We start from the raw sequence: 21,848 nt of genomic DNA on the forward strand, positions 1-21,848 counted from the left end.
CTAATCGTCGTCTGAAACTGCCTTGTTCGCGGCCTCGGCGTCGGCGGCCTCGCTGACCTTGTTCGCCAGGCGCTCCTGGAAGCCGTGGTACTTCGCGACGCCCGTCGCGTCGTCCTGTTCGATGTCGTCGGTGACCGCCTCGGTGTTGAACGAGGCGTGGCCCTCGGCGTAGCAGGCGTAGGGGCTCTCGCGGCTGACCGGGCGGGCGTGGCCGCCTTCGAGTTTCACCGTGACGGTGCCAGTGACGCGCTGCTGGGTCTCGTCGATGAACCCTTCCAGCGCGCGGAACAGCGGTGCCTTGACGAGGCCCTGATACCCCTTCTCGGCCCACTCCTGGTCGATGCCTTTCTTGAAACTGCGCTCCTCCTTGGTGAGGACGAGCCCTTCCAGGGCCTCGTGGGCCGTCAGCAGGACCGTCGCCGCGGGGTGTTCGTAGTTCTCGCGAACCTTGAGCCCGAGCATGCGGTCTTCCATCGTGTCCGTGCGACCCACGCCGTGGGCACCGGCCTGCTCGTTGAGCGTCGCGATGAGGTCGACGGGGTCGAGTTCCTCGCCGTCGACGGCGACGGCCTCGCCCTGCTCGAACTCGATCTCGACCAGTTCGGCCTCCTTCCCGCTCGGACTCTCCGTCCAGTCGTAGATCTCGTCGCCGGGGATGTAGGAGGGGTCTTCGAGTTCCGAGCCCTCGACCGAGCGGCTCCAGATGTTCGTGTCGATGCTCCAGCGGCCGCCGTCGCCGCCTTCCACGGGAAGATCGCGTTCCTCGGCGTACTCCTGTTCCCACTCGCGGGTCAGGCCGAGTTCACGCACGGGCGCGTGGACGTTCAGGTCCGAGTCGCGCCAGACCGTCTCGAAGCGCAACTGGTCGTTGCCCTTCCCGGTACAGCCGTGAGCGAGTGCGGTACACCCCTGCTCTTCTGCCACGTTCAGGATGGCCTCGGCGATGACCGGGCGTGCGAGCGCGGTCCCCAGGGGGTAGCCCTGGTAGGTCGCGTTGGCCTTGACGGCGTCGAGACAGAGGTCGGCGAACTCGTCTTTCGCGTCGACGACGAAGTGGTCGAGGCCGAGCGCCTCGGCGGTCTCTTCGGCTTCGTCGAACTCGGGTTCGGGCTGGCCGACGTCGACGGTGACGCCGATGACGTCGTCGTAACCGTACTCTTCTTTCAGTAGCGGGACGCAGACTGTGGTGTCGAGCCCGCCGGAGAAGGCGAGCGCGACCGTTCCGTTCGTGTCGTTTGGGTTTGGCATGTGTGTGGTGAGTGTCGAAGTCGGGACAAAACCGCTCCGGAACCAGCCGGTGTGCGGTTCGTGGCGAAACAACCGTGAATGAAGTGGGATGTAGGTGGGCCTAACGGCCCGGTCGTCGTCGGAGTCGGAGAAGTCGGACGGACCCGCCACTCGCGACGGCCCGCGAGCCATTCCGGCGTGTCCGTGTCATGTACTCGGTTCTATTCGGAGACGCGTATTAAAAAGTTCCGAGATGGAAATCCCCGTCTAGCGCCGTCGTCGGGCGAGGAATCCGACTCCCAACAGCGCGGTGATCGTCAGCCCGATACCGAATCCGGGGCCGTCGCCGCTACTGTCGTCGGTCGTCGATGCGCTGGTGGGTTCCGATGCACCACTCTCGCTGCCGCCGTCAGTCTGCTCGGCCGTCACGGCGAACCCATCGAGCGAGGTTCCCGCGTTCCAGGTGAGCGTCCCGTCGGCGCGACTGTCCGCGCTGGGCGAGACGGTCGTCGCCTCGTATCCGTCTGGAACGTGGAGGGAGAACGCACGGTCCGGCGTGAAGCTGCTCGCGAACGGCTCCGAGACGGTGAGCTGATTACCATCGACTGCTGCCAGCCCGTCCCAGGTTACCGACAACTCGACGATGCCGGTGTCCCCGTCCGTTCGCAGGTCGATCGTCGAATCGCTGATCGACATCTCACGGCCCGTCTCGTTCGAGGCATCCGACGCGACGCCAGCCATTCGGTTGCGGAAGTTCGTCTCGAACCGGTCACGTGCCTGCTGGTCGTTCGTGAGCTGCTCGAAGGCGTCGGTCTCGTTCTGGTCCGTCAGGTCGAACGTCGTGGTCACCGTCACCGTCGCCGACCCATCCTCCTGCAGGTCGACGACGAACGACCGTTCAGTCGTGTCCTGTGCCGTCGCGCTCGCCACTGGTGTCACTGTACTGAGTACTAGGAGTGCAACCAACGAAGCCGCTACTCCTGCTTTGACCTTCATTTTTGAAGAGAGTGTCGTGGTAGTGATAAAAATGCTCTGGCCAGCTATCGTCGATTACCGGTCGGACGCGTTACCGGAGCCGCTACTGCCGGCGGAGCCTCCCGAATCAGTTGTGCTATCGGTGGACTCGGTGTCGGTCGTTTCAGTATCCTCGGTTGCGGTTGTGGTCGTCTCCTCGTTCGTCTCAGTTTCGTCAGTCGTCTCGGCGTCGCTCTGTCCGCCGCGGTTTTGGCCGCGTTCGCGAGTGTCGGTCTGGTTGCCGTCGCTCGGTCGCTGGTCGCCGCCGCGGTCACCGCCGCGGGCCTGGTTACCCGCGTTCCCGGCGATGCTCCGGGCGATCTCGGAGACTTCCTGGCCGGTCATGTTGTTCGCCTGCGTGCGGAGCGTCTGGATGGCCGTCGCGTTGATGCCCTTCGATTCCAGCAGGTCCGCGGGCAGGCCCTGCGAGGCGTTGGCGGAGTCGTTCGCCGTCCGCTTGACGTTCTGTGACCGCGCGGAGAGTTCGGCCATGCGCGCTGCGAACTGGCCCTGACTCATCGACCCGTTCTGTCGCGCTTCCCGAAGCTGTTCGCGCTGTTCGCTGAGGTTCCCGAGTTCCCGCTCGGTCTCGTTGACTTTCGCCGCGATGAGTGCGGCCTTCGACTCGTTGCTCGCCGCGCGAGCGACCGCCAGGCCGAAGCTTCGCGATTCGACCTCGCCGTCGAGTTCGGCTTCCTGCACGCCGACCACGCCGGAGAGGCGCTCACCCGGCGCGATACTCTCGTTCGATTCGTTCGTCGCGTTTGTCTGTGCGTTGTTCGCGTCCGCGGTCGCCGTCGAGGGAACCGCACCGAGCGCCGTGCCGGCACCCAGCGTGCCGACGACGACCAGTGCAGCCATAATCACGGTCAGTGTTCGTCGCATTGTACCTCCTCCTTGGCCCCATACCTCCATATAAATGGACGATAGCTGACCAGGTTCAACGACGATTAAACCGGATTAAGCCGGATTTCGGACCGCCGCAGTCCTGCGGTTTCTGGAAAACAGTCCCGGAGCGGGTCGCTGAACCGTCGGTGGGTTTAAATACTATCGTCGTCGGGGTGGGAGAGGACGTTCTCGCGGCCGATGCGGAACACCTCGATCTCCTCTTCCTCCCTGAGCTTCGAGACGACCTGGCTGGTCTTGGCGTCGGTCCAGTCCAGCTGCGCGGCGACCTGCTGCTGTTTGACGCGGCCCCCTTCCGATTCGAGGAGTCTGAGGACCTGTTCCTCGTTGCTCAGGAGTTCCTCGGGCGGTCCGTCGTCGCCCTCGTCCCGGTCGGCGACGTCGTCGCTCGCCCCGGCCGCTGCGCCGGCGTCACCGGCTGCGGTCTCCGTCCCGTCGGTGCCCGACTGGCCGACCAGCCCCTTCCGACGCGCCAGGAGATAGCCGCCGACGCCCAGTACCAGCGCGACGACGGCGACACCGGCGAGCGTCGTTCCGGCGATGGTGCTGCCCGTGTCGGTCGCGGATTCGCTCGTGGCCACGACGCGGGGTCCCTCGGACCCGAAGTCGCGGCGGCCCTCCCAGACGACGCCGCGGTCGAGTCGCTCGCTCGCGTTCGGCGAGACGCTCACGGCCCGATACTCCTCGGGCCAGTCGATGCGTAGCTGGGACTCCCCGTCGAGGTAGAACCCGGCCAGCGCGTCGCCGGCTTCGACGTGGGTCTCGTTCGCGGTGGCGAACCCCTCCCAGGTGAACCGGTACCGGACGATCCCGTAGGACTGGCCGAGGTTCTGGCGCTCGGTCTCGACGCTGACGTTCCGGAGCGCCATCTCCCGGCCGGTGGCGTTTGCCGCGGTGCCGACGGTCCCGCCCATTCGGTCGGTGAACCGCGCGGTGAACGGTGCCGAATCGTTGCGGATGTCGGCGGCGACCGACTCGAAGGCGTCGGTCGTGTTCCGGTCGTCCAGCAGGACCCGGTACTCGATGGTCCAGTCGGCCGTCCCGTCGGCCCGCACGTCGGCTCGCAGCAGCACCCTGTCGGGGTCGACCGCAGTCTGCGTGCCCGTGATGTCGTCCGGGAGTGCGCCGGAGCGGTGCGTCGGCGTCTCGGCGGTCGCACCGCCGACGGCGACGAGACTCGCCGTTCCGAGAAGGACCAGTGCCAGTAGTGCGACCGTGCCCGCGCGTGCCATCGATGCGCCGTTTACGCGGCGCGTTGAAAGCCTTTGTTGCCACCGCCGGGCCACAACCCCTATGTGTCAGCCCCGGGCATCTCTGCCTATGACTTCCCGCGCGGCACTCGACGTCGAAGACCTCCTCAAGATCATCCTCCTGCTCGTCGTCGTCTGGATCGTCGTCGAGATCGTCGCCGAGTTCATCAGCGCCGTTCTCGGGCCGTTCCGGCCCGTCATCGGACTCGTCATCGTCGTCCTCATCGTCCTCTACCTGCTCGACCGGATCTGAGATCGGACCCGACACTCCCTTTATATGCTACCTGCCGAGAATGCGAGGTTCGGACGGTAATTCTGTCGAAACCCGTGGTTTTATACTGAAACCAGTGGAAATTACCGGTAGCATGGGGGAAGTCACGAAGCAGAAGGTCAGAAACCTCTTTATCTTCCTGGGGCTGGGACTGCTCCAGATCATGGTGATACTGGAGGGACTGGCCAACTACTACAGCATCACGGTGCCGCTGTACCCGCTGCAGTTCATCCTGCTCGGGTTCGTCTCCGTCGGGTTGTTCTTCATCGCGAAGTTCTGACGGGACGATCAGCACGCTTATTCGCGGTCCCGTCGTGAGCACCGCCTGTCGTGTACAGCCTGAACGCGCCCGTCCCCTCGTCCGTCGCCGCCCTCGCGACCGATCTGGCGAGCGACCTCGTCGGTGCACAGGCCCGGACCCGCGGCGGTCACACGCTCGTCGTCAAGCGACTCGCCGGCGACGACGCGGACTACGCCCACCTGGAGGCCCGCGCCCGTGACGCGCTCAGGGGAACGCCCGCCTGTGAGGCCCGCGTCGCCGGTGCCGAGGTCTTCGAGTCCGTTCCCTCCGGAACCGCGCCCGTCGTCTACCTCCGCGTCGAGAGCCCCGGGCTCGTGGCGCTCCACGACCGACTCTGCGATCGGTTCGACCCGGTCGACGACATCGAGGGGGAGAACTACGTCCCCCACGTCACGGTCGCTCGCGGGGGATCAATCGAGGCCGCACGGTCGCTGGCCGAACGGGACGTCGAGCCGGTGGAGTGGGTCGTCGACGACCTCGTCTTCTGGGACGCCAGGCGCGACCAGCCCGCAACTCACGTGTCGCTGCCGGCCTGATCGTCGGTGGCGTCGGGTGGGACCGTCGGCGGTTCGACTCCCGACAGTTGCTGGTCCGTGTGGGTCTTCGGGAGGGTCAGCCGGACGAGACTACCACGCGGGTCGTTTTCCTCGAACGTGAGCGTGCCGTCGGAGTGCGTGACGATCCAGTTGACAAGCCACAGCCCCAGGCCGCTGCCGTGGTACAACGGGTCGATCTCGTCTTGTCCGGCCAGGACGGTCTGTTCCTGGGCGGGAATCCCCGGCCCGTCGTCCGCGATGTCGATTACGACGGTCTCGGGACGGGACTCGACGGTGACCGTGATCGTCGGTTCCGCGCGGTCGCTGTGGTCGATGGCGTTCTCGAGCAGTTCCCTGATGGCCTGCTCGATCTGCGGGATCGTCGCGGCGTGGACCTCGTCGGGCATCGTCAGGTCGATGGTCGCCTCGGGCGCTCGCTGGCGCAGTTCCCTCACCGGTCGCTCGATGAAGTCGGAGATCTCCAGCGGGCGGACGAGCCGCACCTGCGAGAGCACCTCGACGATCTTCCGCTCGCGTTCGGTCACGCCGAGCAACTGCTCGCCGGTCTCGATGATGCTCTCCGCGAGGTCGCCAGCCTCTTCGCCCGCTTCGGCGGCGATCAGTTCTGCGTTGCCGATGATGACGCTCATCGCGTTCCGGAGGTTGTGTCGCAACACGCGGTCGAGGACGTCGAGCTGGCGTTCCCGGTCTTTCTGGGGCGTGACGTCCCGGAGCGTGGCGACGACACCCTGGACCTCGCCGGTGTCCCCGTCTTCGAGCGGATAGTACCGGACGTCGAAGGTCCGGTCGGACCGGTCCGGTCGCGAGCGTTCCATCCGATAGTGAACGGAGTCCCCGTCGAGCGCCCGGTCGAGATGCGGCTGGACGGTCTCCCACACGTCCGGTCCAAGGACGTCCTCGGGCGTCAGGTCAGTGACGTCCGCCTGCTCGATGTCGTGGTACTCCCGATAGCCCCGATTGGCGAACAGGTAGTTGTGGTCCGTGTCCGTCGCACAGATGAGGTCGTTCGCGCCTTCGATCGCCCGCTCGTACTGCTGGAGTTGCCCTTCCCGTTCTTTCTGTTTGGTGATGTCGGTCTGGATGGCGACGAAGGCCGTCACCTCGCCCTCGTCGTCGGTCAGCGGCGCGATCGTCTCGCGGGCGTGGTACAGCTCCCCGGATTTGCGCTGGTTGACGATCTCGCCGTTCCAGACCTCGCCGGCGAGGACGGTCTCCCAGAGGTTCTCGTAGTATTCGTCGGACATCTCCCCGGAGCCGAAGAGCCGTGGCGTCCGACCGATGGCTTCCTCGCTGCTGTACCCCGTGACGGACTCGAACGCGGGGTTGACGTACTCGATCGTGCCGTCCGTGTCGGTGATGATGATGACGTTCCCGGCGGATTCGACGGCGCGGCGGAACCGGCGCAGCGACCGTTCGTGCTCCCTGTGTTCGGTGACGTCCTCCTGGAAGCCGACGTATTGGGTCACCTGGCCGCTGTCGTCCACGATCGGCGCGACCGTCACGCGATTCCAGAACTCGGTGCCGTCCTTCCGGTAGTTCGAGAGCTCGACTGTGACGGAGGCTTCGGTCTCGATGGCCTCCCGCAACTCGGCGACTCGGTCCCCGTCCGTCAGTGCTCCCTGGAGCATGCGCGGGTTCCGCCCGACGAGTTCGTCCTCGCGATAGCCGGTCAGTTCCTGAAACCGGTCGTTGGCGTACACCAGCGGGTGGTCCTCCTGGGTAGCGTCGGCGATCGTGATGCCGACCGGGGCGTCGTCCATCACCCGCTCTTTCAGCGCGAGTTCCCGTTTGCGGGCTTTCTGCCGGGTGATGTCTCGGACGACCAGGATGATCGCCGGCTCGTCCGACCACTCGATCCGTGTGGCCGTGACCTCGACCGACGCGTAGTTCCCGTCCAGGCCGACGAGCCGAGTCTCGCTGCGGTCGAGGCTCCGATCCCCGGTCTGGATGTCCTCGAGTTGGTCCGTCGAGAGCAGGCTGTCCTCCGGGATGGTGTCCGCGACGGGCATCCCGACGACGGCCGCGCTCGACGCCGCGTTGAGCAGTTCGACGCCGGCGTCGTTGACGAACTCGTAGTGGCCGTCGCGAACGATGGCGATCGTGTCGTGTGCCGCGTTGAGAACGTCTTTCGCCCGCGTCTCGGACTCGACGAGATTGCCCTGTGCTCGGGTGTAGGTGACCGACGCGTCGATCAGGTCAGCGAGTCGGTCCCACTGGTCCCGGTGGCGCTCTTTGACGAGATAGTCGGTCACGTCGGCGGAAATCGCGCGGCTGGCGATCCGTTCGTTCCCCTCGCTGGTAAACAGGATGAACGGCAGGTTGGGTGACTGGGCACGGACCGCCTCCAGAAAGGCGACGCCGTCGGTGTCGGGCAGGTCGTGATCGCTGACGATGCAATCGACCGGTGTGTCGGTCGCGAGGTACTCGAGTGCCTCCTCGACGGTGCGGACGGTCTCGAGCGAAACGTCACCGTCGGACGAAAGCCGTGCACCGATCCGCTCGGCGTACTCGGTATCAGCAGTGACTGCAAGCACGTGGACATCGCTTCGGTCCCCGTCAGGTGGCATTCTGCTAGCTGGTTTCTCCGGGGCTGTACATATATATATATCTCGTCTTCTGACCTTGCTATTGCCCGATCGTGTAACGTCGCTATCCAATCTGCTGGCGCTCCAGTTCGATACCGAAAACGGTCCCGTATGGGTCGGCGTCGTCGGCCGGGGGCTGGGTGTCACCGGACCGCCGGTCCGTTCTGTCCTCGACCCACACGTCACCGCCGTACTGATCGACCAGCGTGTTGACGAGATACAGCCCGATCCCGGTCCCGTTGCTTTCGAGTCCCTTCTCGCCTTTCCCGAAGATCTCCGTTTTGCGGTCGTCGGGGACGCCGGGGCCGTTGTCCGCGATCCGGACGACCACGCGGTCGCCGTGGTCGGTCACGGCGACCGTCACCTCCGGAACGTCGGCGTCGTTGTGCTGAATGGCGTTTTTCAGCACGTTCCGGAACACCGACCCCAGCATCTCGTTGGCCAGGACCGTCACCGCCGGTATCGGTCCCTCGACGGCGACGACTGCGTCCTCGTACGTCGAGCGAACCTCCTCGATCTGTGCCGCCAGCGACTCGTTGAGCGACACGGGTTCGCGCTCGGCGTCGGTCTGGAGCACCGTCTCGGCGAGATCGCGCGCCGTCTTCGTGAGTTCGATGGCGTTACTGGCGCTCTCGGCGATCGTCGAGAGATGTGGTTTGCCCGCCGCATCGACGTGGTCTTCGAGGAGTTCGGTGTAGGCGACGACCAGTTGCAGGTCGTTGCGGATGTCGTGGCGGACGACCTCGTTGAGCAGTTCGAGTTTGTCGCGCTGTGCTTCGAGTCGCTGTTCGTACGCTTTCCGCGTCGAAATGTCCTGAACGACCCCCTCGAAGTAGACCTCGCCGTCGTCTTCGACGACCACTGCCGTGGTTTGCCCCCAGAACTGCTCGCCGTCGACCCGCCGGAAGCGAAACTCCTGCTGGGCGAGTTCGCCCGCCGCCCGCAGTTGCTCGCTGAACGTCTGGCGGTCCGCCCGGTCGCAGTACAGCTCGCTCACGTCGCGCGCGAGGAAGTCCGCTTTCGAGTCCGCACCGAACATCGACACGAGCGCCGGGTTCGCTTCGAGGAACTCGCCGTCGGGACCCGGCGTGCTACGGAACACCCCGACTGGCAGGTGGTCGACGAGTCGCTCGAACCGCGCCACTTCCCGTTCCCGCTCGACGCGTTCGGTGACGTCCTCCTGGAAGCCGACGTAGTTCTCGACGGTGCCGCTCTCGTCCCGGATCGGCGCGATGGTCACGCGGTTCCAGAACTCGGTACCGTCTTTTCGGTAGTTGCGGAGTTCGGCGGTCACCGGCTCCTCGGCGTCGATACCCTCGCGCAACCGCCCGACCGGCTCCTCGTCGGTCCCTTCGCCCTGCATGAACCGGCAGTTCCGTCCCTGCACCTCGGCCTCGGAGTAGCCGGTCAGGCGCTCGAACTCCGCGTTCGCGTAGACGACCGGATTGTCCGCCTGCTGTGGGTCGGTGATCGTGATGCCGACCGGTGCCTCCTCCATGGCCCGCGTTTTCCACTGGAGCTCCGACTCCCGCGCGCTCGCCTCGGTGGCGTCGGTAACGCGAACGATCACCGCCGGGCCGTCGTCGACCTCGACGTCCGAGACGCCGATCTCGACCGGAAACGCCGACCCGTCTCGGCGCTGGTTGCGCCACTCGAACGGCTCTCCTGCCTCCGCTGCCCGCCCGAGCGCGTCGACGACCGACTCCTCCGACGCCCGATCGTCGGCCGTGAGCGTTCCGATATCGCGGTCGAGCAGTTCCCCCTCCGAGTAGCCGTGTAACTCGCAGTACCGCTGATTGACGTCGAGATGCGCGCCCGTTTCGAGGTCGACGACGGCCATCCCGTCGGGCGCGTGCTCGAACAGTGTCCGATAGTACCCGACATCCTCGGACATCGTGATTCCCGGAAGTTCACACCCCACGTATATAAGATAGTGCACTCCGCGCACAGTTCCGGCCGGGGTCGAGGCGCTCCCTGCAGCTGACGGCAGTTCGGCTTTCGCCGGCGCATCCATCAGGACGGCGTCGGCGGGTCGCCGTCCCAGGCGTCCATGTCGGCGTAGAAGTTCAGCATCGCGAACTTGAGTTTCTCGGGGTCGATGTCGATCATCTCGTTGCGCTGTTCGGCCGGGAACGTCTCCCTGACCGTGTAGTCGCTCATCTCGCGTTCGCCCTTGAGGGTGTAGCGCTTGTCGACGAGCACCCGGGCCCCGAAGTCCTCAGGGGAGCGAACCACGCGGCCGAGCGCCTGGCGGGTCTTCCGTACGGTGGGAATCTCGACGGCGTAGGCCCAGCCGGCGTCCTCGGTGCCCATCCACTCGTTGCCCCCGTCGCCGAACGCCGCGTCGTAGGCCGCCTGGACGGCCTCCATCCGGTCGTCCAGATGCGGATAGGGGACGCCGACGACCACGACGGTGCGGGCGTCGTCGTCGTCGAAACTGACGCCCTCGGCGAGGGTGCCCCACAGCGACGTGAACAGCGCCGCGTCGTCGCTGTTCGTGAACCGCTCCCGAAGGGACTCGGCTCGGGTCGCGGGTTTATCGAGCAGCAGCTCCGAGTCGGTGCGGACCTGCCCGTGATATCGCTCGGCCTCGCCGTAACTCGGGAAGAAGACGAGCGTGTTGCCGGGCGTGAAGTCGACGGCGTCCTCCAGGATGCCCGTGATGGTCCGCTGGACCGTCGGATCGTCGCGCTTGCTGGCGAACAGCGCCGGCGCTTCGACGGTGTAGGTGCGCCGGCGGTCCTCGGGGAACTGCTCGCCGTAGGCCAGCGTCGCCGGGTCGTCGAGTCCGAGCACGTCCTCGGCCACCTCGAAGGGGCGCAGGGTCGCGCTCATCAGGACGCTGGCGTGGAGTTCCTCGAACAGCGAACTGGTGACCTGCTGGGGGATACACCGGTACAGTTCCGCCCGGCCGTAGATGTCGCCGGTATCGTCCTCTCGCCGAACGCTGACGACCGGGTACTGCCCCTGCTGGGCGCTCTCGTCCATCCAGGTCGCGATGAACTGGGCGGCCTGTTTGGTCTGGCACTCCTGGCGCGTGCTGGCGTCGCCGTTCTTGTAGGCGTCCTCGTACTCCTCGTCCAGGATGCGGCCGTAGGTGAGTGCCTTCTCCAAATCCTGGTCGATGCCCGGCCCGGTGTACTGCTTGAGGAAGGCAAGCGTCAGGTCGTCCCGGCCCGTCTCGTTCGCGACCGTGAGGTCGTACCAGTTCTCGCCGACTTTCTCGCGTTCGCCGAAGTCGAAGGCGTCCTCGTAGGTATCGGCCAGCGCGATACGGAACGCCCGAATGACGTTCGCCGCGGCCTCGGCGCGCCCGTCGTCGCGCTCGGCGAGTTCGTCCAGTGCGCTGTCGAGCGTGTTCTCGGTGAGGGTACGGGTCGCGTGGTCGCGGGCGGCCCCCTCGACGTTGTGGGCCTCGTCGAAGACGGCGATCACGTCCTCCGGATCGCGGCCGAGCCACCGGAAGAAGTGCTCGCGAGTCATCGGGTCCAGCAGGTGGTGGTAGTTACACACCACCAGGTCGACGCCCTCCATGCCTTCCTTGAGCAGTTCGTAGCCACAGAACCCCTCCATCTCGGCGTACTCGTAGATGTCGTCGGGCTCGCGCACGTCCGCGAAGAGCCACTCGTAGAACGCGTCGGTGTCGGCGGTCAGGTTGTTGTAGTAGTACTCGCAGGTGTTCTCGCCGTCCTGGAGGTCGGCGAGGTCCGCCTCTACGCCTTCGAGTTCCTCCATCACGGACTGGCGGGCCTCGGCCGCCCCCTCGGTGCCCGCCTGACTCTCCTCTAAGAGCGCCTGTTCGCGTTCTTCGAGGTCGGCCTTGTCCTGTTCCGTGTCGACGAGGTCACGCGTGGTGTCCCGCAGCGCCTGACACTCCTCGTAGCCCACGTCGATGTGACACATCGAGCCTTTCCCGCGGAAGACGACGGCACGGATCGGTTCCTGGTCGGTGATGGCGCGGGCGTCCTCGACGAACTGGCGCATCTGCTGGTGGACGTTCGTCGTGATGACCACCGTCTTCGAGTGTTCGCGGGCGTACTCCAGCGCCGGGACGAGCGAGGCCAGCGTCTTGCCGGTCCCCGTGGCCCCCTCGAACAGCACGTCGTCGCCGTCGCCCAGCGCGTCGTGGATCTTCGCCATCGCCTCGCGCTGGTGGTCGTACGGCTCCTCGTAGGGGAAAAACCGCGTGTAGTCCGCGCCCTCAGTCGCCACATCTCCCGTTGTTCCCTCTGGAACAAAAAGTCTCGGCGTGGAACCCGTTTCCGAACGACCCTCCGGTTGCCGGAACACTTACAATCTGACTGTCAGATACGCGGCGTATGCGCCGGTCGTTCGCGTTCGTCTGTTGTGCAGTGCTGGTGGTCCTCGCCGGCTGTTCCGGCGGCGGGCCGACGACCGAGACGGCCGCGTCGACGGCGTCACCGACTGCCACACCCACCGCCGAGGCGACCGACGCCGAGCCAGGCTCGGACCTGAATCTCTCGGTGGGCGTGACCGTGACCGGCGACCAACTGGCGCGAGCGCACGCGGCGACGCTCAGAAACGAGAGCTACACGCTGGTCAGCGACTTCGGGGGTGGCTCCACGGTGACCCGTGTCGACGGGACGGGACTGGCGCGTATCGCACCACCGCACCGCAGCTTCGTCTATCGAGCCGCGGGCGTCACCTACCGCAACCGAAGCACGCTGGTCGAACGGCGGTATCTCGCCCGGCCGACGCGGGCGAACGTTTCGACCGGTGCGGGCGTCCTCGGGGATTTCTCGATACGCTTCGAGGTCGTCGAGACGACCACGGTCGACGACGAGCGCCGGGCCATCATGCGCCGGGCCGCAGCCCGGGCCAACGCCTCGGACCCGCGACCGTACTATCGGCTGGTCGCGACCGACTCCGGCCTGGTCAGGAACTACACGCACGGGGTGTCCCGGCCGGACCACGGCCTGGCGGTCACGGAGTCGTTCACCGTCTCGAACGTGGGCGAGACGACGTTCGAGCGGCCCGACTGGCTCACGCGGCTCCGGGAGGCGCCGGTCGACGGGGCCACCGACACCGGGACCGTCGTCGTCGAACGGCCCGAGTTGGACGCCCGGTTGCAGGTGGTCGGCGCGGTTCGCAACCTGCGTGACGTCGGCTTACGGGAGAACTGGGACGACTGGCTCGCGGAGGGGATCGTCGCGGAGGCGGGTGTCTCTCCCGTCGTCAACCCCGTCGTCCGCGACCGGTCGGCGAACGCCACCGTCACCGTGGGGTACGACGAGTCCCGCCTGCCCGACGGCGCGAGCGAGCGAAACGTCTCGCTGTTCGTCTACAACGAGTCGGTCGGGACGTACGTTCAGATGCACACGACGGTCGATACCGGGGCCGACACCGCGACGGCGACCCGGGCACACGAGGTCACCTACTCGTCAGGCGGCGGGCCGGAGGAGACGGTTCGGCCGACCATCGCCCATCCGTTGGGGCGGCCGGTCGTCGTCGCGATGCACGTGCCGACGTACTACGAGGCCTGGCGGGGCGGCTAATCTTCGGGTTCGATGTACACCTTGAACACGTGTGAGTCCTCGGCTTTGAGCGCGTCCTCGATGGCAGTGATGCGCTCGTCCATCTCCTCGGTGCCGATGCCGTTCTCGAAGGCCACGTCGGCGGTGACGAAGAGCTTCCCCGGACCGAAATACACCGTCCGGAAGTCGACGATGTCGCTGACGCCCTCACTGCCCGTGACGATGTCCCGGAGTTGCCCCTCGCGGTCGGCCGAGAGGCTCTCCCCGATCAGGAGCCGTTTGTTCTCCCAGGCGAGCGCGACGGCAAACCCCATCAGCATGAGGCCGATGAGCAGTGCCGACCCGGCGTCGTAGATCGGGTTCCCGGTGTAGTTCGTGAGGAAGATGCCGAACAGCGCGATGCCGGCACCGCTCAGGGCGATGAAGTCCTCGGTGAGCGCGGTCAGCGTCGTCACGTCCGAGGTCTTCGTGAACGCCTCGCGGTAGCCGTCCCAGTCGTGGATTCTCATCTGTCGCTTTATTTCTGTGTTGGCCTTGTGGAACGCGTAGAGCTCGAAGACGATCGCGCCGAGCAGGACTACGTAGTTGACGTAGACGGCGTTGAAGGTGATGTCGAGCACCGGGAGCGTGGCCTCGCTGGCCCGGTGGACCCCGCCCTGCGTCAAGGCGTTGTAACCGTGCTTCGCCGACTCCCAGCCCGCGATGCCGAAGAGCATCACCGAGACGAGGAAGCTATAGAAGAACTGCGCCTTCCCGTAACCGAACGGGTGGTCTCGGTCGGCCTCCTGTGCCCCGTATCTGATGCCGATCAGCAGGAACACCTGGTTCCCGGTGTCGGAGATCGAGTGATAGGTCTCCGAGAGCATCGCCGCGCTCCCGGTCAGCAGGAAGCCGACGAACTTCAGTATCGCTATCGCCCCGTTGGCGATGAGCGCCGCGATAACCACCCCTTTGCTGTTGCCGGCCATTACGTAGCCGGTCCCCCGGCAGCGGGAAAGGTGTTCTGCTCCCGCGGGTTTCCGCCCGGTTTTCCGGGGCCGAGTCGGCGTCGCTTTTGGTCCCCGTCACCTACCGGGACTCATGCTCACCGTCGTCTCCGACACCCACGCCAAGGACGGCCATCGCCTGACGGGCCGAACCCTCGACGCCGTCCACGACGCCGCGTTCGTCGTCCACGCGGGCGATTTCATGACCGAAACGGTCCTCGACGCGTTCGTCGACGAGGCCGGGACGTTCGCCGGCGTCGTCGGCAACAACGACACACCCGCCGTCCAGGACCGGCTCCCCACGAAACGCGTCGTCGAGAGCGAGGGGATCCGCCTGGTCGTCGTTCACGGTCACGAACACTCCGAGACTGCGCTGTCCATGCTCGGTCGGCAAGAGGCCGCGGATCTCGTCGTCTTCGGTCACTCCCACCGGCCGGGCGTCCACGACGCCGGCGAGGTGACGCTGCTCAATCCCGGGAGCCACGCCCAGCCGCGGCGCTACCGGCCGGCACACGCCGAACTGGAGCGCGAGGGGAATCGGATTCGCGGCCGACTGGTCCAGCCGGACGGCACCGTCTTCGAGGAGTTCGAGATCGAATCGTAGCAAACAGTTCGCGAGCGCGGGATGATCGTGGAGAGCCGACAGCGGGTCCCGTGGCGGAGGGCCGAAGCGTGCGGGGCACTACCGACTTGGGACCGTACTTGAAAGTAGCCGACGGAGAGTCAAAGAGCGGTTTTAGCTATCGGGGACTGTCCACCGGTCCCGGGCGTCCGTCGGCGGTTCGGGGCCTGTTTCGAGTCGACGCGGGCCGGTACCGACCCGTCCGCCACCCGTTCGCCGCTCGTCAGACGCCGCCGCAGGGTTCAAAGTAACTGAGGTTCTAGGGACGGGTATGCGGTGTCACTACTGCGACCGCAACGCTGAAGTCGCGGTCGAGAAAGACGGCGTCAAGGTCGGTGTCTGCCAGCGGCACTTCCGCGAACAGATGGAACAACTCGCGGACAGCGACGCCCTCGCGAACCTCGAGGAGGAACTCGATATCGACGGCCCCGAGTAGGGGCTCCGACCCGGCGATCGACCGGGACGACGAGAGACGTGTTTTCAGTTCGTTTTACCGGCTGCAGCCGTCGGTTCAGGTTCCGGGACGACGTTCGCGTGACCCGACCGCGTTCCCCGACGCTTTTGTTCGGGGGTCGATAACAAGCGGCCATGGACCAGACGAACGTCGACGACGTCGACGACCGGATGGGACCGGCCGACGTCAAGCGCCCGGTCTCGGACGCGCTGGGGACGACCGACATGGTGTTGAACTACTACGAACTCGCACCGGGGGAGAGCCTCGGCTTCGGCTATCACCGCCATTCCGACCAGGAGGAAGTGTTCTACATCGCACAGGGCACCGTCACCTTCGAGACCGAGGAGGGCGACGTGACCGCGACCGAGGGGGAGTGTGTTCGCTTCGAACCCGGCGAGTGGCAGCTCGGAACTAACGAGGGAGAGGAACGCGTGGTCGCGCTCGCGATGGGCGCGCCCGAGGAGATGGGCGACACCGAGATGCTCCGTGAGTGTACCGACTGTGGCGGTCGGACCGAACAGGAACTGGAACTCACCGACGACCGCGACGCCATTCTGACGCTGTGTGTCGAGTGCGGTGCCGAAACCGGCCGGTTCGAGTGAGCGTCTGCGACACGTCCATCCTCGAATCCAGTTACCACAGTCGCTCCGCGTGACTCGGTTCGGGAAACGCTCGAAAAGTATATGTCGTCTAAAATACAACCTCGTCGTACAGTGGTTACACGAGTTGGCGTTGCTGTTTTCTCCGTCTCACAACGTGACCGGGTCGCCGATCACGGTGTGGCTGGCAGTGGCGCGACGCTTCCGGCACTCGCACTGAGGTGCAACGATGTCCGATAACCGAAAGCGATGGGACTCGTCTGCGATTCACCAGTTGTCGGGCGACGTCGATACGGACGAACTGTACAAACGACTGGAGTACAGCGAGACCGTCGAAACCAGACGACGGACGGCGGAACTGCTGGGAAACTTGGCCGACACGGACCTCGAATACGAGGAGGCGACACTCGTCCAGAACCTGACGAACGCCGTCCTGACCGACGACGACGTCGCCGTTCGGGCCCGAGCGATCAACGCGCTGTACTTCCACGGCGACGAGTACATCACAGAGCTAATAAACGAAGTCGCGAAGTCGGTTCGAGACGGCGAGCGGACCGATGACGTGACGCAGTTCTTTCTCGGGTGGCTCGACGCCGAGTATCCGGAGTTCAGGATGGTCGCGGCCTCTGCGCTGCGGCGGTTCGGCGACGAGCGCGTCGTCCCGTCACTCAGGAACGTGTTCGACGATACGGACGCGAGGGTTCGGGCACGGGCCGTCCGTTCGTACAGTCTCGTCGACGGTTCGGTCAGGGTCGAGCCGATCCAATCGATGCTCCGCGACAGCGCCCCGCGCGTTCGCCGTGCGGCTGCGACCGCGCTGGGACGTATCGGGACCGAAGACGCCGTCGAGGGGCTTGTGCCTGCCGCCAGGGCCAGCGACGAACAGCTCCGGCGAATCGCCGTCGAACACCTCTACCAATTGGACACCGAACGAGCAGCGAAAGTGCTGTTGCAGGCCCTTTCGGACCGCTCTCGAACGGTCCGAAGCGAAGCACTCGAATCCCTGCTCCGTCTCGTCGCGACCGGTGACTCGGTCCGTGCCGCGGCAGTTCGGGACGCACTCATCGAGGACACCGGCACGCCCGAGCCGACCGACATCGTAGACGTTCTCCGCGACGTGCTGGCCCGAGCGGATAGAAACGATGTCCGATGCCACGCAGTGTGGCTGCTCGGCGAGTTCGTCGGGGCGGTCGCTGGCGGCGACGTTCGAAACGCCCTCGTCGAGCGACTCGACGACGGCGATCCGGTCGTCGCCGACATCGCGGCGGCCTACCTCCGTCAACTCGAAGGCGAAGCACTCGAAAAACGCCTGCGTCGGCTGGTCCAGAGCGACGACACGTCGCTCGACGGAAAGGAGCGAGCGGCGTCCATACTCGAAAAGATCGAGAACGATACCGCGACACGAATCGAAGCGATGGACATCGAGTACACGTACGTCAGTGAACCGTCGGACTACACGGCGAAACGAACTACCGACGACGTCTCGGAGTAATCATGGTCTACAAATGGCACTGCCGGCGCTGTCGATTTACCATCTGGTCTCGCAGTCACGCGAAACTGGCCAGCCAGTTGAAATCACACCTTCTGGGCCACTACACCGACAGCGTCTCGAAGAAGAACTTCCGGCTGGCCTGGGAGTGCCCACACTGTGAGATGGAGGGCCAGACCCACGACAAAGAGACCGGTGTCCAGGAGTTCAAGGACCACCTCTACGGTCACGTCGAGGAGCGAATCCAGTCTGGCATCCACATCGCCGACGACATCGGTGGCAGCGGGAACGTGCTGGTGAAAGCCCCCATCGAGAGTACCGGTGCTGACAACGCGCGCACTCACTTCCTGTCCGTGGGTGATATCGTCGTCATCGTCACGAACCATCCGGAATCACGGCTCCGGTTGCTCGACGAGAACCTGAACCAGTGGCCCGAGCGGACAGTCGTGATAACGACGAAGCGTCGACCACTGGAGGACCCGCCGGACATCGATTTCTCCGACGTGCCGGTCGAAGTCGTCAAACTCGACCCGACGCTCGGCCCGACCGGTCTGGGCGAGACGATCTCCCGCGTCATCGAGGAACAGCACACGTCGGGAAAGCGCATCGCCTTTGGGTTCGACATCCTGCCGGAGATCATCGAATCCTTCGACGTGAAACGGTCCTATCGGTTCCTGTCGATGCTTTCGGCACGCCTGAAGGAAGTCAACGCGCTCGCCCAGTTCTACATCAACCCGCGGCCACAGTCGTCGAGCGTCCTCAACGTCATTGACGACGAGTTCGACCTGGAACTGACCGCGGAGAACTCCGTGTTCATCGCGCAGACGTGAGCCGCTCTGACTGTCCGTATCAGTCGTCGGCCGCGTTCGTCGCGCCCGTCGCGTCGTCCAGACTGACCTGGCGGACGTATTGCGTGTAGTTCTCGAACAGCTGTTTGGTCTCGCAGGCGGCCGTGTAGTTCTCGGGCGTGATGCCGTCGACGACCGACTGGATGCGCTCCTCGGAGAGTTCGTCCTTGCCTCTGGTCACGGACTCGGCGGTGTCCATGTCGTACTCGGGGTGGAACTGGACGGCGAAGGCGTGGTCTTTCCGGAAGCCGTGGATGCCGTAGTCGTTCTCGGCGAACACCGTCGCGCCCGGCGGGGCCTCGGCGACCCGGTCCGAATGGGTCGTGAAGGCGGTGAACTCGGGGTCGACGCCGGAAAGCAGCGGGGACTGGCCGTCGTGTTCGACGGTGCGGTACCCGATCTCGTACTCGCCCATGTCCTCGACCTCGCCGCCGAGGGCGTCGGCGAGCAGCTGGTGGCCCCAACACACGCCCAGGCACGGCAGCCCCGCGTCGACGGCCTCGCCGACCCACTCTCTGACCCCGTCGATCCACTCGCGATCCCAGTAGACGGAGGCACGAGAGCCGGTGACGAGACAGCCGTCGAACGCGTAGGATCGAGGGACCTCGCCGGATGGACAGTGGTACTCGACGAGGTCCGCGTCGAGTTCGCGACGGAAGTTCCGCCGGGTGTCGTCCGGTTCGTGGGCTGCGTTCAGCAGGGCGATGCGTGGCCGTGTCATCGAGCTAGCTCAGTGGCTCGCCGCTGAAATGGCTCCCGGTTCGCCAGCGCGTACACTCCTACGCGGTCCGTATCTCGAAGCCCGTGATGCCGTTCGGCGACGAGTACACGAGCCACCGACCGGCGACGGCCACGTCGGCAGTGACCCCGTCGGATATCGACTCGCCGACCGTCTCGCTGAACGCCACCTCGCCCGAGGCCGCGTCGATAGCCGTGACAGTGCCTGTCTGGTCGCTGCTCCAGAGATATCCATCGGCGAGCAACACGGCCGTCGACCATCCGTCCAGTTGAACGCGCCACTGCTGGGTGCCGTCGGCGGTATCGACCGCGTAGACCGCGTTGTCCGCCGCACTGCAGTACACCGTGCCGGGTCGGTGCTGGAACCGCAGTGACTGGTCGAACGGCTCGAAGGTCCACCGGTGGCTGCCGTCGTGTGACACGGACGCGACGTAATCCTGCGTGAGCAGGTGGACGCCCTCGTCGTCGGCGGCGACCCGGTTCGAGTAGTACGTGCTTTGCATGGGGTTGAGGGAGTCCCACTGTACGTCGTGGACGCCCACGCTCGCGTCCCGTTCTGTCCCGTCGTCTACGTCGTACGTGTCGATGCGGTTCGTGGTTCGGACCCACACCACGTCGTCGTGGACCGCGGTTCCCGTGACCGGGTTCCCGTCTTCCGTCTCGACGGTCCAGACGCGGTTCCCGTCGGTATCGAGCCCGTACACGTAGGTCGGGTCGAACTCCGAGTCCCCGACCGAGCCGACCTGGACGCCGTCGCTTTTGCCCGCCCCGACGACGATTCGGTCTCGGTCGGGCGCAGCTATCGGGATAGTCGTCAGCCCGGTGTCTCCCTCGAACGTCCACCGGACGCTGCCGTCGTCCCGTGCCAGCGCGTAGAGCGTGCCCTCGCTCCCCGCGACGTAGACCGTCTCGTCGGTCACCGTCGGCCTGGTTCGCACCCGCTCGGTCTCCAGGGACCAGCGGACGGTCCCGTCGGCCGGTTCGACCGCGCTGACGTCCGCCCTGGAGCCGGCGAAGACCGCGCTCCGGTCCGGCGAGGCGCGCAACACGGCGTATTTGGTCTCGAGCGTCCACGCCTCGGTCAACCCTGTCGGGGGCGACTGCAATCCCGGACGGGGCGTCGCGGTCCCCCGCGACTGTCCGGTTGCGTTCGACTGCCCGTCCCCCGTCGCCGTCCCCTGTATGTCGCTTCCTGCTCGCAGACAGCCGGCGGCCGCGGCAGTCAGCCCCGCCCCGAGCAGTCCGCGCCGCGACAGCCGTCGTCGAGATTCGACTGGCTCGTCCGCTCGGTCGTGTTCTGTCATGTTCGGTCGAGTGCTCTGAGCGTGGCGTCTTCGGTCGTGACGAACACTGTCTCGTCGGTCACGGCCAGGTCGCCGGTCAGCGACGTGTCCCCCAGTTCGAGTGCCTGTACCTCTCGCACATCGCCCGACGGAACGTCGGCCCTGTAGAGCGTGTCGCTGTCGTCCACGAACCACAGCGTCGATCCGTCGAACGACAGCGTGTCGTGGGCCGGTGTTCTGTCGGACCGCCAGCGCGTCTCGCCGGTCGCGACGTCGACGCCCTGGAGTTCGGCGCGGTTGGTCAGGACGACCGTGCCGTCGGCGGCCCCGTAGATCGTTCCGACACCCGAGTCGGCTACCTCCGTGCGGACCTCGCCCGACCGAGCGTCGATGCTCATGTAGTGGTCCCAGCCGCTGTACCCGAAACAGACCCCCTCGGAGACGACGACGGACGGGTTCGCGTGGTCTACGTCCGAATCGCGCTCGTGATACCACAGTTCCTCGCCGCTCGCGGCGTCGTAGCCGGCGAAGCCCCACGGTGGCCCCCCGTGGCGGCCCTCGGGGTTGATACCGACACAGACCGTCTCCCCGTCGTGGTCGATCCCTGGTCTCGACGTTGAACTCTCACTTTCGCTTTCGTCGATCTCGCTCGACCACGCGATCTCACCGGTCGCCGGGCGAACTGCGCGGACGCCGCCGTTGAGGAACCCGGACTGGAACACCAGTTCGTCGCCCGCCGTCTGCGCTCGACTCCCGTACTCGAAATCGACGTGCTGGTAGCGTTTCGAGCCGTCGCTGACACCGACTCCGACCTGTTCTTCGGTCCCGGCCGCGACCGTGACGCCGTCGACCACCGTTAGGCCGTTTTCGAGGCTGGTCTCGGTCCCGGCGGCCCACTGCTGGTCGCCGGTCGCCGCGTCGACGCCGTAGACGTGTCTGTCGACGCTGGTCGCGACGACGGTTCCGTCGACGTGGACGGGGCCGGCGACGAACGGTGCCTCCGCGTCGACGGTCCACCGAGTCCCCGGTGGGAGCGACTCGGTGTCGGCTTCGGCCGTCGATTGTGCTGTCGTCTGCGGGGTCGGCGTCCGGGTTCCGTTCCGGGTCGGTGACGCGGTATCGCCTCCCTCCGAGAACTGCAGACAGCCGCTGAAACCGACGACGCCCGCCAGCGCAGCCAGATACCGCCTGCGACCCGCGCTCCGGGGCTGTTCGGTTCGCAT

Annotated in this window: 20 protein-coding genes; 9 read left to right on the forward strand and 11 right to left on the reverse strand. The window is 66.0% G+C overall.

The window, feature by feature from the left end:
• The 4 genes from E2481_RS10605 to E2481_RS10620 all read right to left on the reverse strand — a co-directional run bounded on the left by E2481_RS10605 (position 1) and on the right by E2481_RS10620 (position 4,379).
• On the reverse strand, positions 1-1,248 hold the full coding sequence (locus tag E2481_RS10605; RefSeq protein WP_136717111.1) for an argininosuccinate synthase: 1,248 nt from the start codon (positions 1,246-1,248) through the stop codon (positions 1-3).
• Between the two features lie 246 nt (positions 1,249-1,494).
• On the reverse strand, positions 1,495-2,166 hold the full coding sequence (locus E2481_RS10610; protein ID WP_169302419.1) for a DUF7345 domain-containing protein: 672 nt from the start codon (positions 2,164-2,166) through the stop codon (positions 1,495-1,497).
• A 111-nt stretch (positions 2,167-2,277) separates the two neighbouring features.
• The gene (locus tag E2481_RS10615; RefSeq protein WP_136717113.1) at positions 2,278-3,126 is read right to left on the reverse strand and encodes a hypothetical protein; all 849 of its coding nucleotides are present in this window, start codon (positions 3,124-3,126) and stop codon (positions 2,278-2,280) included.
• Positions 3,127-3,281: 155 nt separating this feature from the next.
• On the reverse strand, positions 3,282-4,379 hold the full coding sequence (locus tag E2481_RS10620; protein WP_136717114.1) for a helix-turn-helix transcriptional regulator: 1,098 nt from the start codon (positions 4,377-4,379) through the stop codon (positions 3,282-3,284).
• An 88-nt stretch (positions 4,380-4,467) separates the two neighbouring features.
• On the opposite strand from E2481_RS10620, the gene E2481_RS10625 reads away from it, so the two are divergent.
• From E2481_RS10625 to E2481_RS10635, 3 genes are all read left to right on the forward strand, one after another.
• Complete coding sequence (locus E2481_RS10625; RefSeq protein WP_136717115.1) at positions 4,468-4,650, forward strand: DUF7554 family protein; 183 nt, start codon at positions 4,468-4,470, stop codon at positions 4,648-4,650.
• A 112-nt stretch (positions 4,651-4,762) separates the two neighbouring features.
• A complete protein-coding gene (locus E2481_RS10630; RefSeq protein ID WP_136717116.1) occupies positions 4,763-4,948 on the forward strand; it encodes a hypothetical protein in 186 nt (61 codons plus the stop codon).
• A gap of 50 nt (positions 4,949-4,998) precedes the next feature.
• Entirely contained in the window at positions 4,999-5,505 is a 507-nt protein-coding gene (locus E2481_RS10635; RefSeq protein ID WP_136717117.1) for a 2'-5' RNA ligase family protein, read from the forward strand.
• On the opposite strand, the gene E2481_RS10640 is transcribed toward E2481_RS10635, so the two are convergent.
• The 3 genes from E2481_RS10640 to E2481_RS10650 all read right to left on the reverse strand — a co-directional run bounded on the left by E2481_RS10640 (position 5,484) and on the right by E2481_RS10650 (position 12,323).
• Entirely contained in the window at positions 5,484-8,093 is a 2,610-nt protein-coding gene (locus E2481_RS10640) for a PAS domain S-box protein (protein WP_136717118.1), read from the reverse strand. The two genes, E2481_RS10635 and E2481_RS10640, sit on opposite strands and share 22 nt — an antisense overlap.
• Before the next feature lie 82 nt (positions 8,094-8,175).
• On the reverse strand, positions 8,176-10,005 hold the full coding sequence (locus tag E2481_RS10645) for a PAS domain S-box protein (protein ID WP_169302420.1): 1,830 nt from the start codon (positions 10,003-10,005) through the stop codon (positions 8,176-8,178).
• A gap of 119 nt (positions 10,006-10,124) precedes the next feature.
• Positions 10,125-12,323 (reverse strand): ATP-dependent DNA helicase, encoded by a 2,199-nt coding sequence (locus tag E2481_RS10650; protein WP_136717120.1) that lies wholly within the window; start codon positions 12,321-12,323, stop codon positions 10,125-10,127.
• Between the two features lie 107 nt (positions 12,324-12,430).
• Between E2481_RS10650 and E2481_RS10655 the strand changes: the two genes are divergently transcribed.
• Positions 12,431-13,627, forward strand: a complete 1,197-nt coding sequence (locus tag E2481_RS10655) for a hypothetical protein (protein WP_136717121.1) — start codon at positions 12,431-12,433, stop codon at positions 13,625-13,627.
• On the opposite strand, the gene E2481_RS10660 is transcribed toward E2481_RS10655, so the two are convergent.
• Positions 13,624-14,574, reverse strand: a complete 951-nt coding sequence (locus E2481_RS10660; protein WP_136717122.1) for a cation diffusion facilitator family transporter — start codon at positions 14,572-14,574, stop codon at positions 13,624-13,626. The two genes, E2481_RS10655 and E2481_RS10660, sit on opposite strands and share 4 nt — an antisense overlap.
• Before the next feature lie 112 nt (positions 14,575-14,686).
• On the opposite strand from E2481_RS10660, the gene E2481_RS10665 reads away from it, so the two are divergent.
• The 5 genes from E2481_RS10665 to E2481_RS10680 all read left to right on the forward strand — a co-directional run bounded on the left by E2481_RS10665 (position 14,687) and on the right by E2481_RS10680 (position 18,586).
• On the forward strand, positions 14,687-15,196 hold the full coding sequence (locus E2481_RS10665) for a metallophosphoesterase (protein WP_136717123.1): 510 nt from the start codon (positions 14,687-14,689) through the stop codon (positions 15,194-15,196).
• Between the two features lie 289 nt (positions 15,197-15,485).
• On the forward strand, positions 15,486-15,650 hold the full coding sequence (locus tag E2481_RS18700) for a DUF6757 family protein (protein ID WP_169302421.1): 165 nt from the start codon (positions 15,486-15,488) through the stop codon (positions 15,648-15,650).
• A gap of 152 nt (positions 15,651-15,802) precedes the next feature.
• A complete protein-coding gene (locus tag E2481_RS10670; protein WP_136717124.1) occupies positions 15,803-16,270 on the forward strand; it encodes a cupin domain-containing protein in 468 nt (155 codons plus the stop codon).
• 226 nt (positions 16,271-16,496) lie between these two features.
• Positions 16,497-17,759 (forward strand): HEAT repeat domain-containing protein, encoded by a 1,263-nt coding sequence (locus tag E2481_RS10675; RefSeq protein ID WP_136717125.1) that lies wholly within the window; start codon positions 16,497-16,499, stop codon positions 17,757-17,759.
• 2 nt (positions 17,760-17,761) lie between these two features.
• A complete protein-coding gene (locus E2481_RS10680; protein WP_136717126.1) occupies positions 17,762-18,586 on the forward strand; it encodes a DUF7504 family protein in 825 nt (274 codons plus the stop codon).
• A gap of 19 nt (positions 18,587-18,605) precedes the next feature.
• Here the strand turns inward: E2481_RS10680 and E2481_RS10685 are convergent, their stop codons facing one another.
• Genes E2481_RS10685 through E2481_RS10695 form a run of 3 tightly spaced genes read right to left on the reverse strand, consistent with a single transcriptional unit; the run spans position 18,606 to position 21,848 of the window.
• Positions 18,606-19,325 (reverse strand): type 1 glutamine amidotransferase, encoded by a 720-nt coding sequence (locus E2481_RS10685; protein ID WP_136717127.1) that lies wholly within the window; start codon positions 19,323-19,325, stop codon positions 18,606-18,608.
• Between the two features lie 58 nt (positions 19,326-19,383).
• A complete protein-coding gene (locus tag E2481_RS10690) occupies positions 19,384-20,646 on the reverse strand; it encodes an outer membrane protein assembly factor BamB family protein (protein ID WP_136717128.1) in 1,263 nt (420 codons plus the stop codon).
• On the reverse strand, positions 20,643-21,848 hold the full coding sequence (locus E2481_RS10695) for an outer membrane protein assembly factor BamB family protein (RefSeq protein ID WP_136717129.1): 1,206 nt from the start codon (positions 21,846-21,848) through the stop codon (positions 20,643-20,645). Before E2481_RS10695 ends, E2481_RS10690 begins: the two co-directional genes overlap by 4 nt.

Source organism: Halorientalis salina, assembly GCF_005049285.1.
Taxonomy (GTDB): Archaea; Halobacteriota; Halobacteria; order Halobacteriales; family Haloarculaceae; genus Halorientalis; species Halorientalis salina.